Origin of the sequence: Orenia metallireducens (assembly GCF_003001995.1) — a bacterium.
In the GTDB taxonomy this organism is placed as follows: Bacteria; Bacillota; Halanaerobiia; order Halobacteroidales; family Halobacteroidaceae; genus Orenia; species Orenia metallireducens_B.
In genome coordinates this window covers 71,747-87,362 of record NZ_PVNB01000006.1, presented here as the reverse complement: position 1 = coordinate 87,362, position 15,616 = coordinate 71,747, and the positions used below count along the sequence as shown (strand labels likewise).

The window sequence follows — 15,616 nt, the reverse complement described above, 5'->3', positions numbered from 1 at the left end:
AAAAGTAATAAAATAGAGAAAAAATCGGCATTTAGGCGGTAGGTGGGCAGGTGGTTAGGAACTACCTCACTACCTAAACCTCTAACTCCTAACTACCAAAGTAAAAAGTGTCGCTAACCATTAAGTTTCATTTCAGGGTTGGACATCTATAATAAGGTTAAATATATATTTTGAGAAGTATGAATTAACTAAAATTGATTAAATTCTTTGAAGTAAATAAATAAATATTATATAATAAAGTAGTTATAAAGATAAGGGAGCAATTATGCTCTCTTATCTTCATTTAGTATTATTAATTTTATTTTTAAGCTCTAATTTGTACAATTGGTGTTAATTTGTTGTTAAAAGATTTTATTTTTTTAAGAGAATTATTAGTTATAGATCAATATTAAATCTTCAATATCTTATATATAGTTAATATTTATTGAATTATATAATGATGTTAGTATTAAATCTTGTTATGAATAAAGGATTTTTTAATTAAGATGGTGAAAAGCTATATAATAATTAGAGAAGTTAAAATAGTGTTTATAAATCTACCAGTATATAAGATAATAAGTTATAAGAGGAGTGACTTTTTAAAATGAGTAAAATAGGATTGCTAAGTTTAGGTTGTGCTAAGAATCAAGTGGATTCTGAGATTATGTTGGGTTTAATTAGAGAAGATGGACATGAGATAGTCAAGAAATATGATGAGGCTGAAGTATTGATAGTCAATACCTGTGGTTTCATCTCTGATGCTAAAGAAGAATCGATTAATAGTATTTTAGAGTTGGCTGAGTATAAGAAGGACGGTAATTGTAAGTTATTAATAGTGACTGGCTGCTTATCTCAAAGATATAGTGAAGAACTCAAAAAAGAGATGCCAGAGGTTGATGCTATTATAGGAACAGGAAATTTTGACGAGATTGTAGAGGTTATCAATGATGCCTTTGGTGGCAAGAAGAGAATAGAGGTTACTAATCCTGAATTTGACTATGATCGCTATCTACCTAGAACCAATCTAACACCAGATCATACAGCATATGTTAAGATAGCAGAGGGCTGTAATAACTGCTGCTCTTATTGCATTATTCCTCAATTAAGAGGAGCTTTAAAGAGTAGGTCAATTGAAAATATTAAAAAAGAGGTTGAACAATTAGCTCAAGCAGGTGTTAAAGAGGTCAATATTATTGCCCAAGATATAACCCAATATGGGATTGATCTCTATGGTAAGTCAAAATTAGTAGATTTACTAAAGGAGTTACTAACTATTGATAATATTAAATGGTTTAGACTATTATATGCTTATCCAAGCCATTTAACTGATGAGATAATCGATTTAATCGCTACAGAAGAGAGGATTTTGAATTACTTAGATTTACCAGTTCAACATGCCGATGATGAGATTAGAAAGCAGATGAATCGTGGTGGAACTAAAGAGGATGTATTAAGAACTATCAAGAAATTACGTAAGAGAATACCTGATATTACTTTAAGAACCTCATTGATTGTAGGCTTTCCAGGGGAGAGTGAAGAGCAGTTTAAGACTCTACTTGACTTTATTAAAGAAGCGGAGTTTGATCGTTTAGGTGCCTTTACTTATTCTCAAGAGGAAGGGACTGTAGCTGCTCAGATGCCGTGTCAGATTCCTGAAGAGAGAAAGCAAGAGCGATATGAAAGGGTAATGAGTTTACAGGAAGATATTTCTTATCAACGAAATCAGGCTTGGATTGGTAAAGAAGTTGAAGTCTTATTAGAAGAGGTTCAGTCAGAAGAACCAGTGATTATGGTTGGAAGGACACGAAGAGATGCTCCTGATGTTGATGGGGTTATCTATGTAGAAGGTACATCAGCTCAGATAGGTGATATGATTAAGGTTAAGGTTACGGAGGCTTATGAGTATGATTTAGTGGGAGTGGAGATTGAATGAATTTAAATTTACCAAATAAATTGTCTTTGCTTAGAATTGCTTTAGTACCAATCTTTATGGTCTTTTTATTGGTGGAATCCTTAGGTGATATAGGGAGATACTTGGCTTTAGGATTCTTTATTCTAGCTGCGATTACCGATGCCTTAGATGGTTATATTGCTAGAAGGGATGGTTTAGTAACCAATTTAGGGAAGTTCATCGATCCTTTAGCTGATAAGTTATTGGTCTCAGCGGCTTTTATCTCTTTAGTTGATATGCAGGCAATCAGTGCTTGGCCAGCAGTGATTATCATCAGCCGTGAATTTGCTGTTACTGGTCTTAGGATTTTGGCTGCTGCTGAAGGAGTTGTAATTGCAGCAAGTAATTTAGGGAAGTATAAGACCAATGCCCAGATTTTTTCTATAATATTTTTAATCTTGGGCTTACCCTTTGCTAATATTTTATTGTGGGCTGCTGTAATATTGACTTTAATCTCTGGTCTAGATTACTTATTAAAGTCTAAGGAGTTGATTAGTGAATGAAAGGATGGAGCATCGATAAGGTCGTTGAATTTCTTGCCACTGGATTTTACAGTGGACTTAGCCCTTATGCCCCAGGAACAGTAGGAACTTTGCTAGGAGCTATCTTACTATGGATTGCTTTCAAGTTTGGCATGGGATTAGTAGGATTTCCATTGGTATTTATAGTATTTATAGTTGGTACTTTTCTATCTCACCATGCTGAAAATCTCTTTGGTGAGAAGGACGCACCACAGATTGTAGTCGATGAATTTGCAGGTTTATTGGTTGCTATGTATAATCTGCCAGTTACTATGTTGATTCCTGCTTTTGTTTTATTTAGAGTCTTTGATATTCTAAAACCACCACCAATTCGTAATCTACAGAAATTCCATGGTGGAGTGGGAATTATGTTAGATGATATCTTGGCAGGTTTAATAGCCAATCTATTAATTCAATTTATTCTACATTTTGCTTAGAAGCTAAAGTACTATGAGAAATCATAGTACTTTTTTATCCTTGTCTACATATTTAAAGGGATTTTGAATCTAATGCTAGAAATTATAGGTATATCTTATATTGAAGGAGAGAGACCATAATGAGCTTTAAAGATAATCGGGTAATGATATTAAAATGTAATGATTATGATGTTCAGTTAATAAAGAAAAATTTAAAGAGAGGTTTAGAACCTTGGGGTGGAATGGAGGCTTTTGTTCAGCCTAACCAGCAAGTATTGTTAAAGGTTAATTTAGTTATGGCAAAGAAAGTAGAAAAATCTGCTACAACTCATCCAGTTCTAGTCCAAGCAGTAACAGAGCTGGTGCAGGAAGTTGGTGCAAAGGTGATCATTGGGGATAGTCCTGGTGGACCCTTTAATGAATCAATGGTAAAGAGAGTTTATCGTAAGACTGGAATGGAAGAGGTTGCTAAGAAGACTGGAGCAGAGCTAAATTGGAACTTTGAGGAGACTCAAAGCACTTTTACTGAAGGTGAGATCTTGAAGAATATAACTTTAGGTAGCTTTATTAGTGATGCTGATGTAATAATTAATTTACCTAAATTTAAGAGCCATGGTTTGACTAAAATGACTGGTGGGGTCAAGAATATGTTTGGTGCAGTTCCAGGTCTATTAAAAGCAGAGTACCATATGAAGATGCAGGAGATCAATGATTTTTCCAATGCGTTAATGGATATAGCCTTGGCTACTAATCCAGATTTAACAATTATGGATGGGATTATGGGAATGGAGGGAGAGGGTCCTACAGGGGGAGAACCTATCAAATTAAATACTATCTTAATCAGTCCCAATCCTGCTGCTTTAGATGTAGTAATGGCGAAAGTAGCTAAAGTAGATCCTTTATCAATTCCTACCATTAAAATTGCTAAGGATAGAGGGCTTATCTATCAATTAGAGGAGGTTGAGCTTTTAGGTGAAGAGGTAGAGCAATATTCCTTTGTGGCACCAACTATTCAGGATTCTGTTGAATTATTGACCCTCAGGTTACCTGCTCCAATTGCTAAATGGTTGCTTTCCTATATGCGACCTAAGCCGATCTTTAAAGAGGATAAGTGTGTACAATGCGGAGTCTGTATTCAAAGCTGTCCACCAAAAATAATTACTAAGACTGACAATTGTGTAGAAGCAAATTTGGATGAGTGCATTCGTTGCTTCTGCTGCCAAGAGCTATGCCCTCAAGAGGCTGTTGACATTCATCGACCATTTTTAGGAAGATTATTATTTGGGAAGTAGTTTAAATTTAAATATCTATATTATAGAGAACACGAAAAAATTTTAACTTCTTTAGCCACGAATTAACACAAATGAAACACGGATAAAATCAAAATCTTAATTTAATATTTCAACTTATCTTGGAATAATTCGTGGAGATTAGTGAAATTGGTGGCAAAAAATTGTTTTTATCTTTAGGTTATAAATTAACATAATAATTATTAATATGAAATCTTTATCGGTTTATATAATAAATTTCATGAAATATTTATGATCTTTTTAGGTTTACTATAAGCAGAGCAAGCTAAAGGTAGGAAGGAGAAATTAGATTGAAAAGAGTAATAAGGTATGTACTTATAATTTTTATTATAAATGTAATATTGGCAGGTGGAGCTAGTGCTACAGAAGAGATAGAAAGTGATTGGTGGTTTCCTTATATAGGGAGATTTAATGGTAACTGGGATTTGAGTGTGGGGGCTCATTTTTGGAATGATCATTTTAAATTAAGAAACCTACAATTAAAATCAAATGTTGATTTAGCACCTGGGATAAGAGTGAATTCAATTTTAAGGTCTAATAAGAAGCTTGGTACAATTGAAGGCTTTGACCCTAACTTTGATGAACTCTACATAGAGAGCTATGGTTATCACTATGGGCAATTAGGTACTTTAAGTGGGAGCTTAAAGATAGGTAAGATGAGATATTTAAGGTTTCCAAATCCAGATTTAATATCTACCTTTGATCAGGTACCAGGAACTGAGGATTTGCGTTATGAGAATGCTGAAACTGGTTATAATGGTCAAATGCTAACTTTAGATTATAATAGTAAATATGGCTTAGGTTATCACATAACAGGTATAAATTGGGGATTTGGGGAACGGGATGGTAGCAATTTAATAGAAAACTATATCTTTTATCGTGATAAATTTGGAATGTTAGATTTTGAGGCTAGAGCTGGAGATTTACCCCTGCGCCATCCAGGAGGTCCAGTTAAAAGAGAGGGAAGACCCTATCAGTTAGGTAGAAGTGGTCCAGGTTATAGTTTTTATTTGGGGTTTGACTGGAAAGGATACAAAGTAGGAGCTTTATATGAAAATCTCTTAGATGAAAAGTTTGATGAGAGGGATATCAGAACAGGAATTATGGTTACTTTTAATTTTTCTAAGGTAACAGAGCTTTTAGGAAAGGTTCGTTTTGATTATACCCGTTCACCAGAAGGCTTTGTCAATCATCTACCTTTATTAGAAGGTAGAATAGGAAGTATTAAAGATAAAGCACCTGAGGGTGCAGTTTTAGTAGGAGAGATTGAAGCTAAACGGATAATTACATATTGGCAGAATGGGCAGGGTAGAAATTTCTATGAACATAGATTATCCCATTGGGGCAATGTAGATCCTGATAAGACCATTGTAGTTATAGATGAGCAGCCTTGGTATCTTAGGTTAGAGTCTCTAGTTAGTCCCCATACCTCCTTTAAAAGCTTAGATGATATCAAGGAGTGGGAGAAAGATCGTCAAGGACCAGCTCAATTAGAGCAGAAGGTTAGTTATAAATTTTATCAAGAGAAATAAATAAAACACCTGAAAACATTATGTTTTCAGGTGTTTTAGAATAAGGCGATAATAGGTTTAATGATTTTGGCTTATGTAGTTAGATATATTCATTCAACTTTAGGATAAAATTTTAAATCTTAGTGACAAGTCACTTACACTGTTATTAAACTGTTGCAATATCTCGCTATTGTATAAGTTCTTTATTAGTAGAAGATGTTATATTATTTTGATAAGCTATTATACCAATTATTGTACCTAAAAAAGCAGCCATAATTACATCACTGAGCCAATGTTTAAAGAGATATACTCGAGCAAAAGCTTCTAAAATTGATATAGTAATTAACAAAGATTTTAATAGTTTGTTTTCAAAATGAATTACTAGAGGTATTATAGCGGCAAATGCCACGATAGTATGACCTGAAGGCATACTCCAGTAATCTGCCCTAAAGATATTAATATTCTTATAAACAAATAATTTATAAGGATTTAAATCAATATAAGGTCTAGCTCTATTAAAGAAGATCTTTAAAAACAAATTAAATAATCCTGCGTAAATAGAAGAACTAAGAGAGATTAATAATATTTTTTTATATTTATCCTGTTGAATTAGTAAAGAAACAATTAATAAAGTTGTAAATAAGGGGAATATAAAAGACCCGTCTCCAAAATTATTTATAATTTTAATGAAGGGTTTTAAAAAGCTAATACTATTTTGCTGAGAAAAATATTTTGAAATCGGTAAATCTAAGAATGAAATTGAGAATATTGTCAAAATAAGAGCAATGAGAAATAGGTTAGAATTCTTTTTAATTATAATCTGTAATTTGCTAAAGGAACCTTTCCAATAGTCTTCTTTGATTAAATAGTAGATAATAAAAATAAATAAAATATACATATAGATAGATGGTGCTAACATAATATCACTCCTTTAAGTATTTTCTTCTTTAAGCTTATGATATTAATATTAAAGAGAAATGAAATTGAGATTAAGGTTCTCTAATTTAAATAGAATTGTATTATTTTGAAAGATAATTATATTTTAGATTAAAATATTTTAATCTTTTTTTAATTTTTATTTAATTCTTTTAATATAAAATATGTAGGAAAGTTGATTTATTAAAGGGAATAGTATGAGAAGAGTAAAATAGCAGATATAATTAAGTTAGATATAGCATGAACTTTGTTATTGTTGAGCTTATTTCAAACTAGTAAATTAAAGAAAGGAGAGGCAATAAAGGTGAGACTTTTAATAGTGGAAGATGAGTATCATTTAGCAGAAGTTTTACAGAAGGGATTAAAAGAAGATGGTTATGCAGTTGATACTGTTAATAATGGAGAAGAAGCACTAGATTTAGCTACAGTGATAGAATATGATTTGATTATTTTAGATTTAATGTTACCTGTAAAAAGTGGACTAGAAGTATTAAGGGAATTGAGGGATCAAGGAAATAAGGTGCCTGTACTAATTCTTACAGCCAAGGAATCAATAGAGGATAAAGTAAGGGGATTAGATTTAGGCGCAGATGATTATTTAACTAAACCCTTTGCTTTTGCTGAACTAAGGGCGAGAATTAGAGCATTATTTAGAAGGAAGTTAGATGAGAGTAATAATGTCTTAAAGATAGATAATCTGGTCTTAGATACTATTACCCATAAGGTGACTAGAGCAGGAAAAGAGATTGAGTTGACAGTTAAAGAGTATTCTGTCTTAGAATACTTAATGAGAAACCGTGGACAAGTCTTAAACAGAACTCAGATTGAGGAGCATGTTTGGGATTATAGATATGGTAGTAACTCTAATATTGTAGATGTATATATTCGTTATCTTCGTAAGAAGATAGATAAAGATTTTGATAGGAAATTAATAGAGACTGTTAGGGGACGGGGCTATAGATTGAAAGGAATAAAGCAATGATGGCTAGATTGAAGAATTTCTTTTCAAGAATTAAGGTTAGACTTACTTTCTGGTACATTATTATTTTAATTTTAGTCTTGGTATTATTTAATGGAGTACTCTATTGGAGTATGGAAAATTATATTCATGATAGAGTAAGAGAGCAACTACAAATTCAGGCAGAGAAGGTTTTAAGAGAAGTAAGTAAAGAACAGGAAGAAGATGGCGGACCATATTTGCTTAAATTAGAGGAAGAGTTGGAGGAGATTGTTTTTAAAGGGACTATCAGTGCTTTTTATAATCAATCGGGAGAACTACTTATGGGAAAAGATGTTGATAAAGTAACTCCTAAAATAATTGAGTCTGTTGAATCTGATTTTTTAATAGAATTAGAAGGTAGGGGAAGTGATGAGAAATGGGTAGTAGTGACTGTAATAGCTAAAAACAACCAAGAGTCTATAGGATATTTAAGATTGGCCCGTTCTTTAACTGATGAAGAAGCAACCTTGAATAAGCTAATAACTATTTTAATATTTGGAATACCATTAACTTTATTGTTGGCTAGTAGTGGTGGTTATTTCTTAGCTTATAAAGCATTAAAGCCTATTGACCAGATTAATAAGACGGCACAAGCTATAAGCCATAGTAATTTGTCCAAAAGAATAATTGCTAAGAATAGTGATGATGAAACAGGGCGTTTGATAGATACTTTAAATGATTTATTAAACCGTTTAGAAGAAGCCTTTAGTAGAGAGAAGAGATTTACCAGTGATGCTTCCCATGAGCTAAGGACTCCTATTGCTATAATTAGAGCTCATGCTGAAGAAAATTTAAAAGGAGAAAGGTCTATTAAGGATTACAGACATTCCTTAAAGGTTATCCACAAGCAGACCGATTACATGAGCCATTTAGTAGGTCAATTACTATTATTAGCTCGTAGTGATATGAATCAACAACCTATTGAGAAAGAAAATTTAGATTTCACAGAATTGGTTGAAATAGTTATTGAAGAGATGGAGGAATTGGCATTAAAGAAGGATATAAACATAGATTCTAAGGTTGAGCAAGGATTAAATCTCTATGGTGATCAGAGTATGTTGACTCAGTTGTTAATAAATCTTTTAGATAATGCTATTAAATATACTCATCCTAAAGGTAGTATATATATTGACACTAAAGCTAAAAATAATCAGATTAAAATTGAGATTAAGGATACTGGTATTGGTATCTCTAAAGAAGAGCAAGCTTATATCTTTGATAGGTTTTATCGTGTAGATAAGTCCCGTTCTAGAGCTAGTGGTGGAAGTGGATTAGGTTTATCAATCTGCCAATGGATTGTAAAAGTTCATAAGGGAATTATCGAACTTGAAAGTGAAATCAATCAAGGGAGTACTTTTACTATTTATCTTCCACAGAATAAAAAAGGCAATTAAGTGATTCATTTATCTTAATAATAAAATTTACAGAATAGAGAGATTAAGATACTTTATGTATTAGATAAAGAGTAAACCTTTAATCCCTAACCATTAAAGCAAAAAAGTATCGTAATATCCAAATTGAAAGATATTAATTATAGTTTTTAACTATTTTAATTTATTGAGATATAAAGGGGTGTATTAATAAATGGTTCATTTAATAACAGGAGTAGCAGGTTTTATTGGTTCAAATTTGGCTGAAGAATTGTTAAAAAGAGGAGAGAAGGTAATTGGAATAGATTGTTTTACTGATTATTATTCACGTAAATTAAAAGAGAAGAACTTAGAAACTATTATTAAGGAGAAGAATTTTAATTTTATTGAAGCCAATTTATTAGAGATGGATCTAGTAGATTTATTAACAGGGGTTGACTACATATATCATCAAGCAGCTCAGGCTGGTGTGAGATCTAGTTGGGGAAGTAATTTTGATATCTATACTGATAATAATATTCGGTTGACCCAACAATTATTAGAGGCTGCTAGAGAATCTAAGATTAAAAAGTTTATTTATGCATCATCATCATCGGTTTATGGTGATACTGATCAATTACCAATGAAAGAGAGCAATTATTTACAGCCAGTATCCCCATATGGGGTAGCAAAGTTGGCAGCAGAGAACTTATGTTATTTATATTGGAAGAATTTCAGTGTTCCAACTATATCATTAAGATACTTTACTGTTTTTGGAGAGAGGCAGAGACCAGATATGGCTTTTCATATCTTTATTAAGGCTATTTTACAAGGTGAAAAGTTGATAATCTTTGGTGATGGCGAACAATCTCGTAATTTTACCTATGTTAGTGATATAGTAGAAGCAAATATCTTAGCGGCTTTAAGTGATATAGAAGGTGAAATATTTAATGTAGGTGGAGCAGGAGAGCGGGTTACCTTAAATCAGACGCTTGATATTATGGAAGAAATAATAGGTAAAAATGCTAGGCGAGAATACAAAGAGGTAGCTAAAGGTGATGTTAGACATACTGAAGCAGATGAGAGTAAGATTAGAAAGAGACTGGACTATCAACCTAAAATAGGCTTAAGAGAAGGTTTAGAAAGAGAAATTCAATGGCTTAAAGAAATATATGAATAGATTTTATAAGAAAAGGGGATGTGTTATGAAGGATTATCAAGTAGAGTTATCCGTAGTTGCACCAGTCTATAATGAATATGGTAATTTAAGACCATTGACTGAAAAAATCATACAAGCAATAGCCGATGAGGTTGAATCCTTTGAAATTATATATATTGATGATGGAAGTATTGACGGAAGTAGTGAGTTGCTTGATCAGTTAGCTGCAGAGTATAAAGAGGTTAGAGTATACCATTTTACAGAGAATAATGGACAGACTGCAGCCTTTGCAGCAGCCTTTGAGAAGGCGGAAGGAAGGTTGGTAGCTACATTAGATGCTGATTTGCAGGTTGATCCAACAGATATTTTAAAGCTATTAACAAAGATTGAAGAGTATGATTTGGTTTGTGGAGTAAGGGTAGACCGAGAGGATACAGTTATTAAGAAGATATCTTCTAAGATTGCTAACGGTGTCAGAAATTGGCTAACTAATGAGGAGATTATTGATACAGGTTGTCCTTTGAAATTATTTAAAAGTGAAGTAGTTAAAGACTATAATTTATTTGAAGGAATGCATCGTTTCTTTCCTACTTTAGCTAAGATGAAGGGGTATAGTGTAATAGAGGTTCCAGTCAATCATTATCCTAGACATGAGGGTAGTTCTAAGTATGGGATTAGTAATCGTTTGTGGGCTGGTTTGAAGGATACCTTAGCTGTAAGATGGATGCAGAAAAGGCAGATAGATTATCAAATTAAGGGAGAAGATAATTAATGTTGTGGATAGTGATAGGATTAATCGGGCAAGTGATTTTTTCTTTGAGATTTATTGTACAATGGATAGCTTCTGAGAAGGCTAAACAGAGTGTGATCCCTAATGTATTCTGGTATTTAAGTATTGCAGGCAGTCTTACTTTATTAAGTTATGCGATTCACCAAAAAGATCCTGTCTTTATTCTAGGGCAAGCTGCTGGTTCATTTATCTATCTAAGAAATTTAATTTTAATCAAGAAAAATAGTGAAAGGGAGAAGGATTAATATTAAAAACAATAATATTACTAAAAATAAGATTTTATTGTCCCTGTTAGTAATAGTTATATTTTGTGGATTTATTTATATTCCTTCAGCAATCAATCGTGATTTACATTATCGTGATGAATTGAGATATGTGGAGGTTGCTAGAGAGATGTTAGTTAACCACCAGTGGTTAGTTCCCCAGTTAGCAGGAAGGTTTTATTCAGATAAGCCTCCTGCTTACTTTTGGGTTTTGAATCTATTTAAAGTTATCTTTGGAACCTATTCAACACTGGCTATGGTTCTACCTAGTATAATTAGCTCAATAATGGTTGTAATACTGACCTTCTTTATTGGCAGTGTATTTATGAAAAACAAATATTCATTACTAGCTTCATTGATCTTGACTACTAGTTTTTTATTTTTTGGAATGTCGATTTTTGTCAGAATGGATATGATGATGAGTTTATTTATCACTGCTGCTCTATTATTATTTTTTATTGGATATTCTACTGATAAGGAAGTTAAGGGTAGATACTATCAATTGATGTTCTTGTTAATGGGAATTGCTACAGTTATTAAGGGACCAGCTGGGTTTTTAGACCCGTTATCAATAGTTTTTTTCTTTCTCTTGTTAGAAGGTAATTTAGCTGAATTGAAGAAGATGAATATATTTAAAGGTTTTATGACTTTTTTTATAGTAGTTTTATTATGGATTATACCAGCTATTATTAGTGGTGGTAAAGAATATGCTTATGAGCTATTGATTGTACAGACCTTTGGTCGTTCAGTTAAGTCTTTTGCTCATCAAAGATCCTTTTATTATTACTTTATTATGTTCCCTTTGACTTTTTTACCATGGTCTATGTTTTTAATTAGTAGTTTTGTCTATGCTCTTAAGAATAGAAGAAATTTAAGCAGAGAATTTAAATTTCTATTAGCTTGGTTTTGGATGCCTTTTTTACTCTTTTCTATGATCAGTGGTAAATTAGATATTTATCTGCTTCCTATTTATCCAGCAGCTAGTCTATTAGTAGCAATGCTATTCAAAAAAGTTTTAGAGAAGAGGACAAATAACAGTTATCTAGTTATTCCAGCAGCTATGGCTGCTATCTTATTTATAATAATTACTCTGTTAATTCCTGAAACTATAGAAGGCATTGACTTAAGGCATATATTAATGCCTACAGTCATTTCTATGCTTGGATTAAGTCTAATTATATTATTTTCACTAGCTAAGAAGAGCTATAAGATTATTCCGTATCTGTTTTTATTATTGATTTCTATTTTTTTGGTTAATTTTTCATGGGGAGTAGTTCCACCTTTAAGTGCTACCTATACTAAAAGACCTATTGCTAATAAAATGAAAAAATTTAAAGAGCAAGGCTTAAATAATATTGTTGCTTACGAATATGGACAGCCTGAAACTTTAGCAGTCTATACTGGATTTATCATTCCTGATATAAAGGGAGAAGAGAATTTATTTAGTTATATTAGAAATAACAAACAGGTTTTAATAATTATGAACATTAATCATTGGAGTAATTTTAAGAATAAATTAGCTGATGACTTTAAGCAAGTATATTCATCAAATGATTATCTTTTATTATTAAAGCAAGAACAATGAAGGGAAGAGAGGGGTTTTGGAGAATCTTAAACATATCAAAATATTAATTGGAAGATTCGAATAATTTTGGGGAGGAATTTATTTTGATTAAAAGGATTAACTATGATAAAAAGCTCTTAATCTATACTTTAATATTAACTGTTATTGTTTTTAGCTTATATCTCTTTAATATTTGGAATTATGATCTGTGGTCTCCTGATGAGCCACGTTACTCAGAAGTAGCTAGAGAGATGTTAGCAGAAGGAAACTGGATTATTCCTCATTTAAATCAGGAGATTTATTATGAGAAACCACCATTATATTTTGGGATAATTGCAGCTTTTTCAGCACTAGTTGGCAAGATAACTGTTACAACGGTCAGATTACCTGGGATTATTTTGGGAAGTCTGTTAGTTGGAATACTTAGTTATTATTACGGGAGTAAATTAGAAAGAAGAGTTGGAATCTTAATGGGAATTGTTTTAGCAACTATTGGTAATTACTTCTGGTTTGCCATGAGGGTCAATTTAGATATTCCACTTATCTTCTGTACTACTATAGCTATGATTTTATTATATGAACAATTAGAAGATAAAGATAGTTGTTGGAAGTCTTGTTTAGCTTTTTTGTTAATGGGGGTTGCTTCTTTAGTCAAAAGCCCAGTAGCCTTATTACCAGTAGTTGTTATTTTAGTCTATGCAGCTATAAGTAAAGAATTAGCTAAGCTGAAGAATATAGCCTGGATTAAAGGGTTTATATTCTTTGCTGTGGTAGTTGGAATTTGGATAGCTTTGGTCTTTAAAGTCGCAGGATATAATTATTTTAAAGTAACAGTAATAGACCAGTTATTTGAGTATTCTACTGGAGCACAAGGTCATCCCAATCCTGTTTATTATTATCTGATTAACTTCCCAATTGAAGCTTTGCCTTGGACTATATTCTTAATTCCAGCAGCCTATTATCTGTGGAAGAAGAGAGATACTTTACCTAAGTTAATACAATTTAATTGTATCTGGTTTATGAGTATTTTGATTATATTGAGTTTTGTAGGGAGTAAGCGGGGAATATACTTGTTACAGGTATATCCAGCCTTTGCTCTTTTAATTGGGTGGTATTTCAGTGAATTTTCTAAGAAGCAGATAGAATCTTTAAAGGGGCTAAAGATTCCAGTATTAATTTTTGGTATCTTGATTTTAATAGCGGGAATATTCTTGTCATTACAAGGCTTTGATCTATTAGAGAAAGAGTTTAGCACTTCTATGATAAGAGAATATGGCTTTACTACTGTTATTAAATCTTTATCATTATTCTTTATTATTTGGGGACTTCTTTTCCTCTCTTTAATATTCCAAAAGAGTAGTAAGAGAGTATTTACAGTTACCTTAACTTTTTCAGTAGTATTGATTTTATTAATGAAAACCATAGTTATGCCAAGTGTTAATTTTGTTAAGAGTGAACGATATTTGGCCGATGATCTAGCTGTTTTGCAAGTAGCTGATGAAGAGGTGGGACTATGGGGTTCTCATAATAATGATAGTGGATTTATCTTTTATAATGGAATCTATTATGATTATATCTTTGAAAGTAAAGAAGAAGTAAAGAAATTTTTAGATAATTCCAAGGGTGTAATTTTAATTGTCTCTGATAAGGATAAATTTTATAACTCCTTTGAAGTTAAAGAAGGTTGGCTAGTCAGGGAGTATAAGGTTGGAAGTAATGATATGTTGTTAATAAAAACAATGAATAATTAGATTATTGAGTAAAGCTACCGACTTTGGTTGGTAGCTTTTAATTTTTAAATAGAGAATGATGTTAAAATTCCCTAATTATTTGGGGGATGCAATTATATCTTAAAAATGTAAAGTGAGACTTAATGGGAATATTGCGACACTTTTTGAGTTTAAGTATAAGATTAAGTATAAGTCTAAGGATAGTTTAAGCAGTGTTTTTATGATTTACTCAAACTTAATCTTAGCCTTATACTTAGTTGCAAAGTGTCGCATTATCTCTATATTACTTCATATTAAAATCTTATTTTAGTATATACAGTGAATAAGGTTCCAATAGTTAATTATAGCAGGAATATCTTTACTAATACTGAATTTAATAAATCAAGAGTTGAATTTATAATATAAGCTAAGTATAGAGATATATTAAAAATAGGTCAATAAGCTATTAAAGGAGGAATCATAGATGCATGATAAATTTTTAGATGATTTAAAGGATAAGCTACCTAAATTCCCAGGGATACATAGAAAGGACAAGTACTTTAATTCAGCTGTCTTATTGTTACTATATTGGATAGATGGAGAGTATCATCTTCTTTTTGAAAGAAGGGCTGCTAATATCAGTCAAGGTGGGGAGGTCTGTTTTCCAGGTGGTAAATATGACCCCAGGATTGATTCAAATTATGAGGATACTGCTATTAGAGAGACTATGGAAGAGTTGGGGGTTATTAAGGAGAATATTAAGATTATAGGTAAGCTAGATACCTTAGTGGCAGCTATGGGAGCAACTATCGATACCTTTGTAGGAGTTTTAGAGATAGATAGCTTAGAGGATTTAGAGATAAATCGAGGAGAGGTTGCTGAAGTATTTACTCTTCCCATAGCTTATTTTAAAGATAATAGTCCTCAGGAGTATCAGGTCAGACTAGAGATACAGCCTAGCTATTTTAATCAAAATGGCGAAGAGGTAATAACCTTTCCAGCTAAAGAGTTAGGACTGCCTCAGCGCTATACTAAGCCTTGGAGTGGAAAGGATCATAAGATATATCTCTATCAGACTGAGCAAGGAATTATTTGGGGGATAACAGCAGAGCTAATCTATGATTTTGTGGAAAGATTCTGTTAATGATTTAAAATAAT

Annotated in this window: 14 protein-coding genes; 13 read left to right on the top strand and 1 reads right to left on the bottom strand. The window is 32.1% G+C overall.

Translation table 11 applies throughout. The features are described from left to right. Window positions 1-583 precede the first annotated feature (583 nt). From rimO to BX659_RS06000, 5 genes are all read left to right on the top strand, one after another. Window positions 584-1,912 (top strand): 30S ribosomal protein S12 methylthiotransferase RimO, encoded by a 1,329-nt coding sequence (gene rimO / locus BX659_RS06020; RefSeq protein ID WP_097017766.1) that lies wholly within the window; start codon window positions 584-586, stop codon window positions 1,910-1,912. Beyond that, window positions 1,909-2,433 (top strand): CDP-diacylglycerol--glycerol-3-phosphate 3-phosphatidyltransferase, encoded by a 525-nt coding sequence (gene pgsA / locus BX659_RS06015; RefSeq protein WP_097017767.1) that lies wholly within the window; start codon window positions 1,909-1,911, stop codon window positions 2,431-2,433. The genes rimO and pgsA overlap by 4 nt, the downstream gene beginning before the upstream one ends. Next, entirely contained in the window at window positions 2,430-2,888 is a 459-nt protein-coding gene (locus BX659_RS06010) for a phosphatidylglycerophosphatase A family protein (protein ID WP_097017768.1), read from the top strand. Before pgsA ends, BX659_RS06010 begins: the two co-directional genes overlap by 4 nt. A 119-nt stretch (window positions 2,889-3,007) precedes the next feature. Further along, a complete protein-coding gene (locus BX659_RS06005; protein WP_097017769.1) occupies window positions 3,008-4,159 on the top strand; it encodes a DUF362 domain-containing protein in 1,152 nt (383 codons plus the stop codon). Window positions 4,160-4,467: 308 nt separating this feature from the next. Beyond that, window positions 4,468-5,709 carry a hypothetical protein gene (locus BX659_RS06000; protein WP_106231725.1) on the top strand — a complete coding sequence of 414 codons (1,242 nt, stop codon included), beginning with the start codon at window positions 4,468-4,470 and terminating at the stop codon, window positions 5,707-5,709. Window positions 5,710-5,875: 166 nt separating this feature from the next. Here BX659_RS06000 and BX659_RS05995 read toward each other — a convergent pair whose 3' ends face one another. Beyond that, window positions 5,876-6,586, bottom strand: a complete 711-nt coding sequence (locus tag BX659_RS05995) for a phosphatase PAP2 family protein (RefSeq protein ID WP_181186419.1) — start codon at window positions 6,584-6,586, stop codon at window positions 5,876-5,878. 342 nt (window positions 6,587-6,928) lie between these two features. On the opposite strand from BX659_RS05995, the gene BX659_RS05990 reads away from it, so the two are divergent. From BX659_RS05990 to BX659_RS05955, 8 genes are all read left to right on the top strand, one after another. Beyond that, entirely contained in the window at window positions 6,929-7,606 is a 678-nt protein-coding gene (locus tag BX659_RS05990) for a response regulator transcription factor (RefSeq protein WP_106231722.1), read from the top strand. After that, window positions 7,603-9,018, top strand: a complete 1,416-nt coding sequence (locus BX659_RS05985; RefSeq protein WP_106231720.1) for a sensor histidine kinase — start codon at window positions 7,603-7,605, stop codon at window positions 9,016-9,018. Before BX659_RS05990 ends, BX659_RS05985 begins: the two co-directional genes overlap by 4 nt. A gap of 190 nt (window positions 9,019-9,208) precedes the next feature. Further along, window positions 9,209-10,153 (top strand): NAD-dependent epimerase/dehydratase family protein, encoded by a 945-nt coding sequence (locus tag BX659_RS05980; protein ID WP_106231719.1) that lies wholly within the window; start codon window positions 9,209-9,211, stop codon window positions 10,151-10,153. A 25-nt stretch (window positions 10,154-10,178) separates the two neighbouring features. Next, the gene (locus BX659_RS05975; protein ID WP_106231717.1) at window positions 10,179-10,904 is read left to right on the top strand and encodes a glycosyltransferase family 2 protein; all 726 of its coding nucleotides are present in this window, start codon (window positions 10,179-10,181) and stop codon (window positions 10,902-10,904) included. Next, complete coding sequence (locus tag BX659_RS05970; RefSeq protein ID WP_097017776.1) at window positions 10,904-11,167, top strand: lipid-A-disaccharide synthase N-terminal domain-containing protein; 264 nt, start codon at window positions 10,904-10,906, stop codon at window positions 11,165-11,167. The genes BX659_RS05975 and BX659_RS05970 overlap by 1 nt, the downstream gene beginning before the upstream one ends. A gap of 37 nt (window positions 11,168-11,204) precedes the next feature. Beyond that, window positions 11,205-12,770, top strand: coding sequence for an ArnT family glycosyltransferase (locus BX659_RS05965; RefSeq protein ID WP_181186418.1), 1,566 nt, complete (start codon window positions 11,205-11,207; stop codon window positions 12,768-12,770). Window positions 12,771-12,853: 83 nt separating this feature from the next. Beyond that, complete coding sequence (locus BX659_RS05960) at window positions 12,854-14,500, top strand: ArnT family glycosyltransferase (protein WP_106231714.1); 1,647 nt, start codon at window positions 12,854-12,856, stop codon at window positions 14,498-14,500. A 442-nt stretch (window positions 14,501-14,942) separates the two neighbouring features. Further along, window positions 14,943-15,602 carry an NUDIX hydrolase gene (locus BX659_RS05955; RefSeq protein WP_106231713.1) on the top strand — a complete coding sequence of 220 codons (660 nt, stop codon included), beginning with the start codon at window positions 14,943-14,945 and terminating at the stop codon, window positions 15,600-15,602. Window positions 15,603-15,616 lie beyond the last annotated feature (14 nt).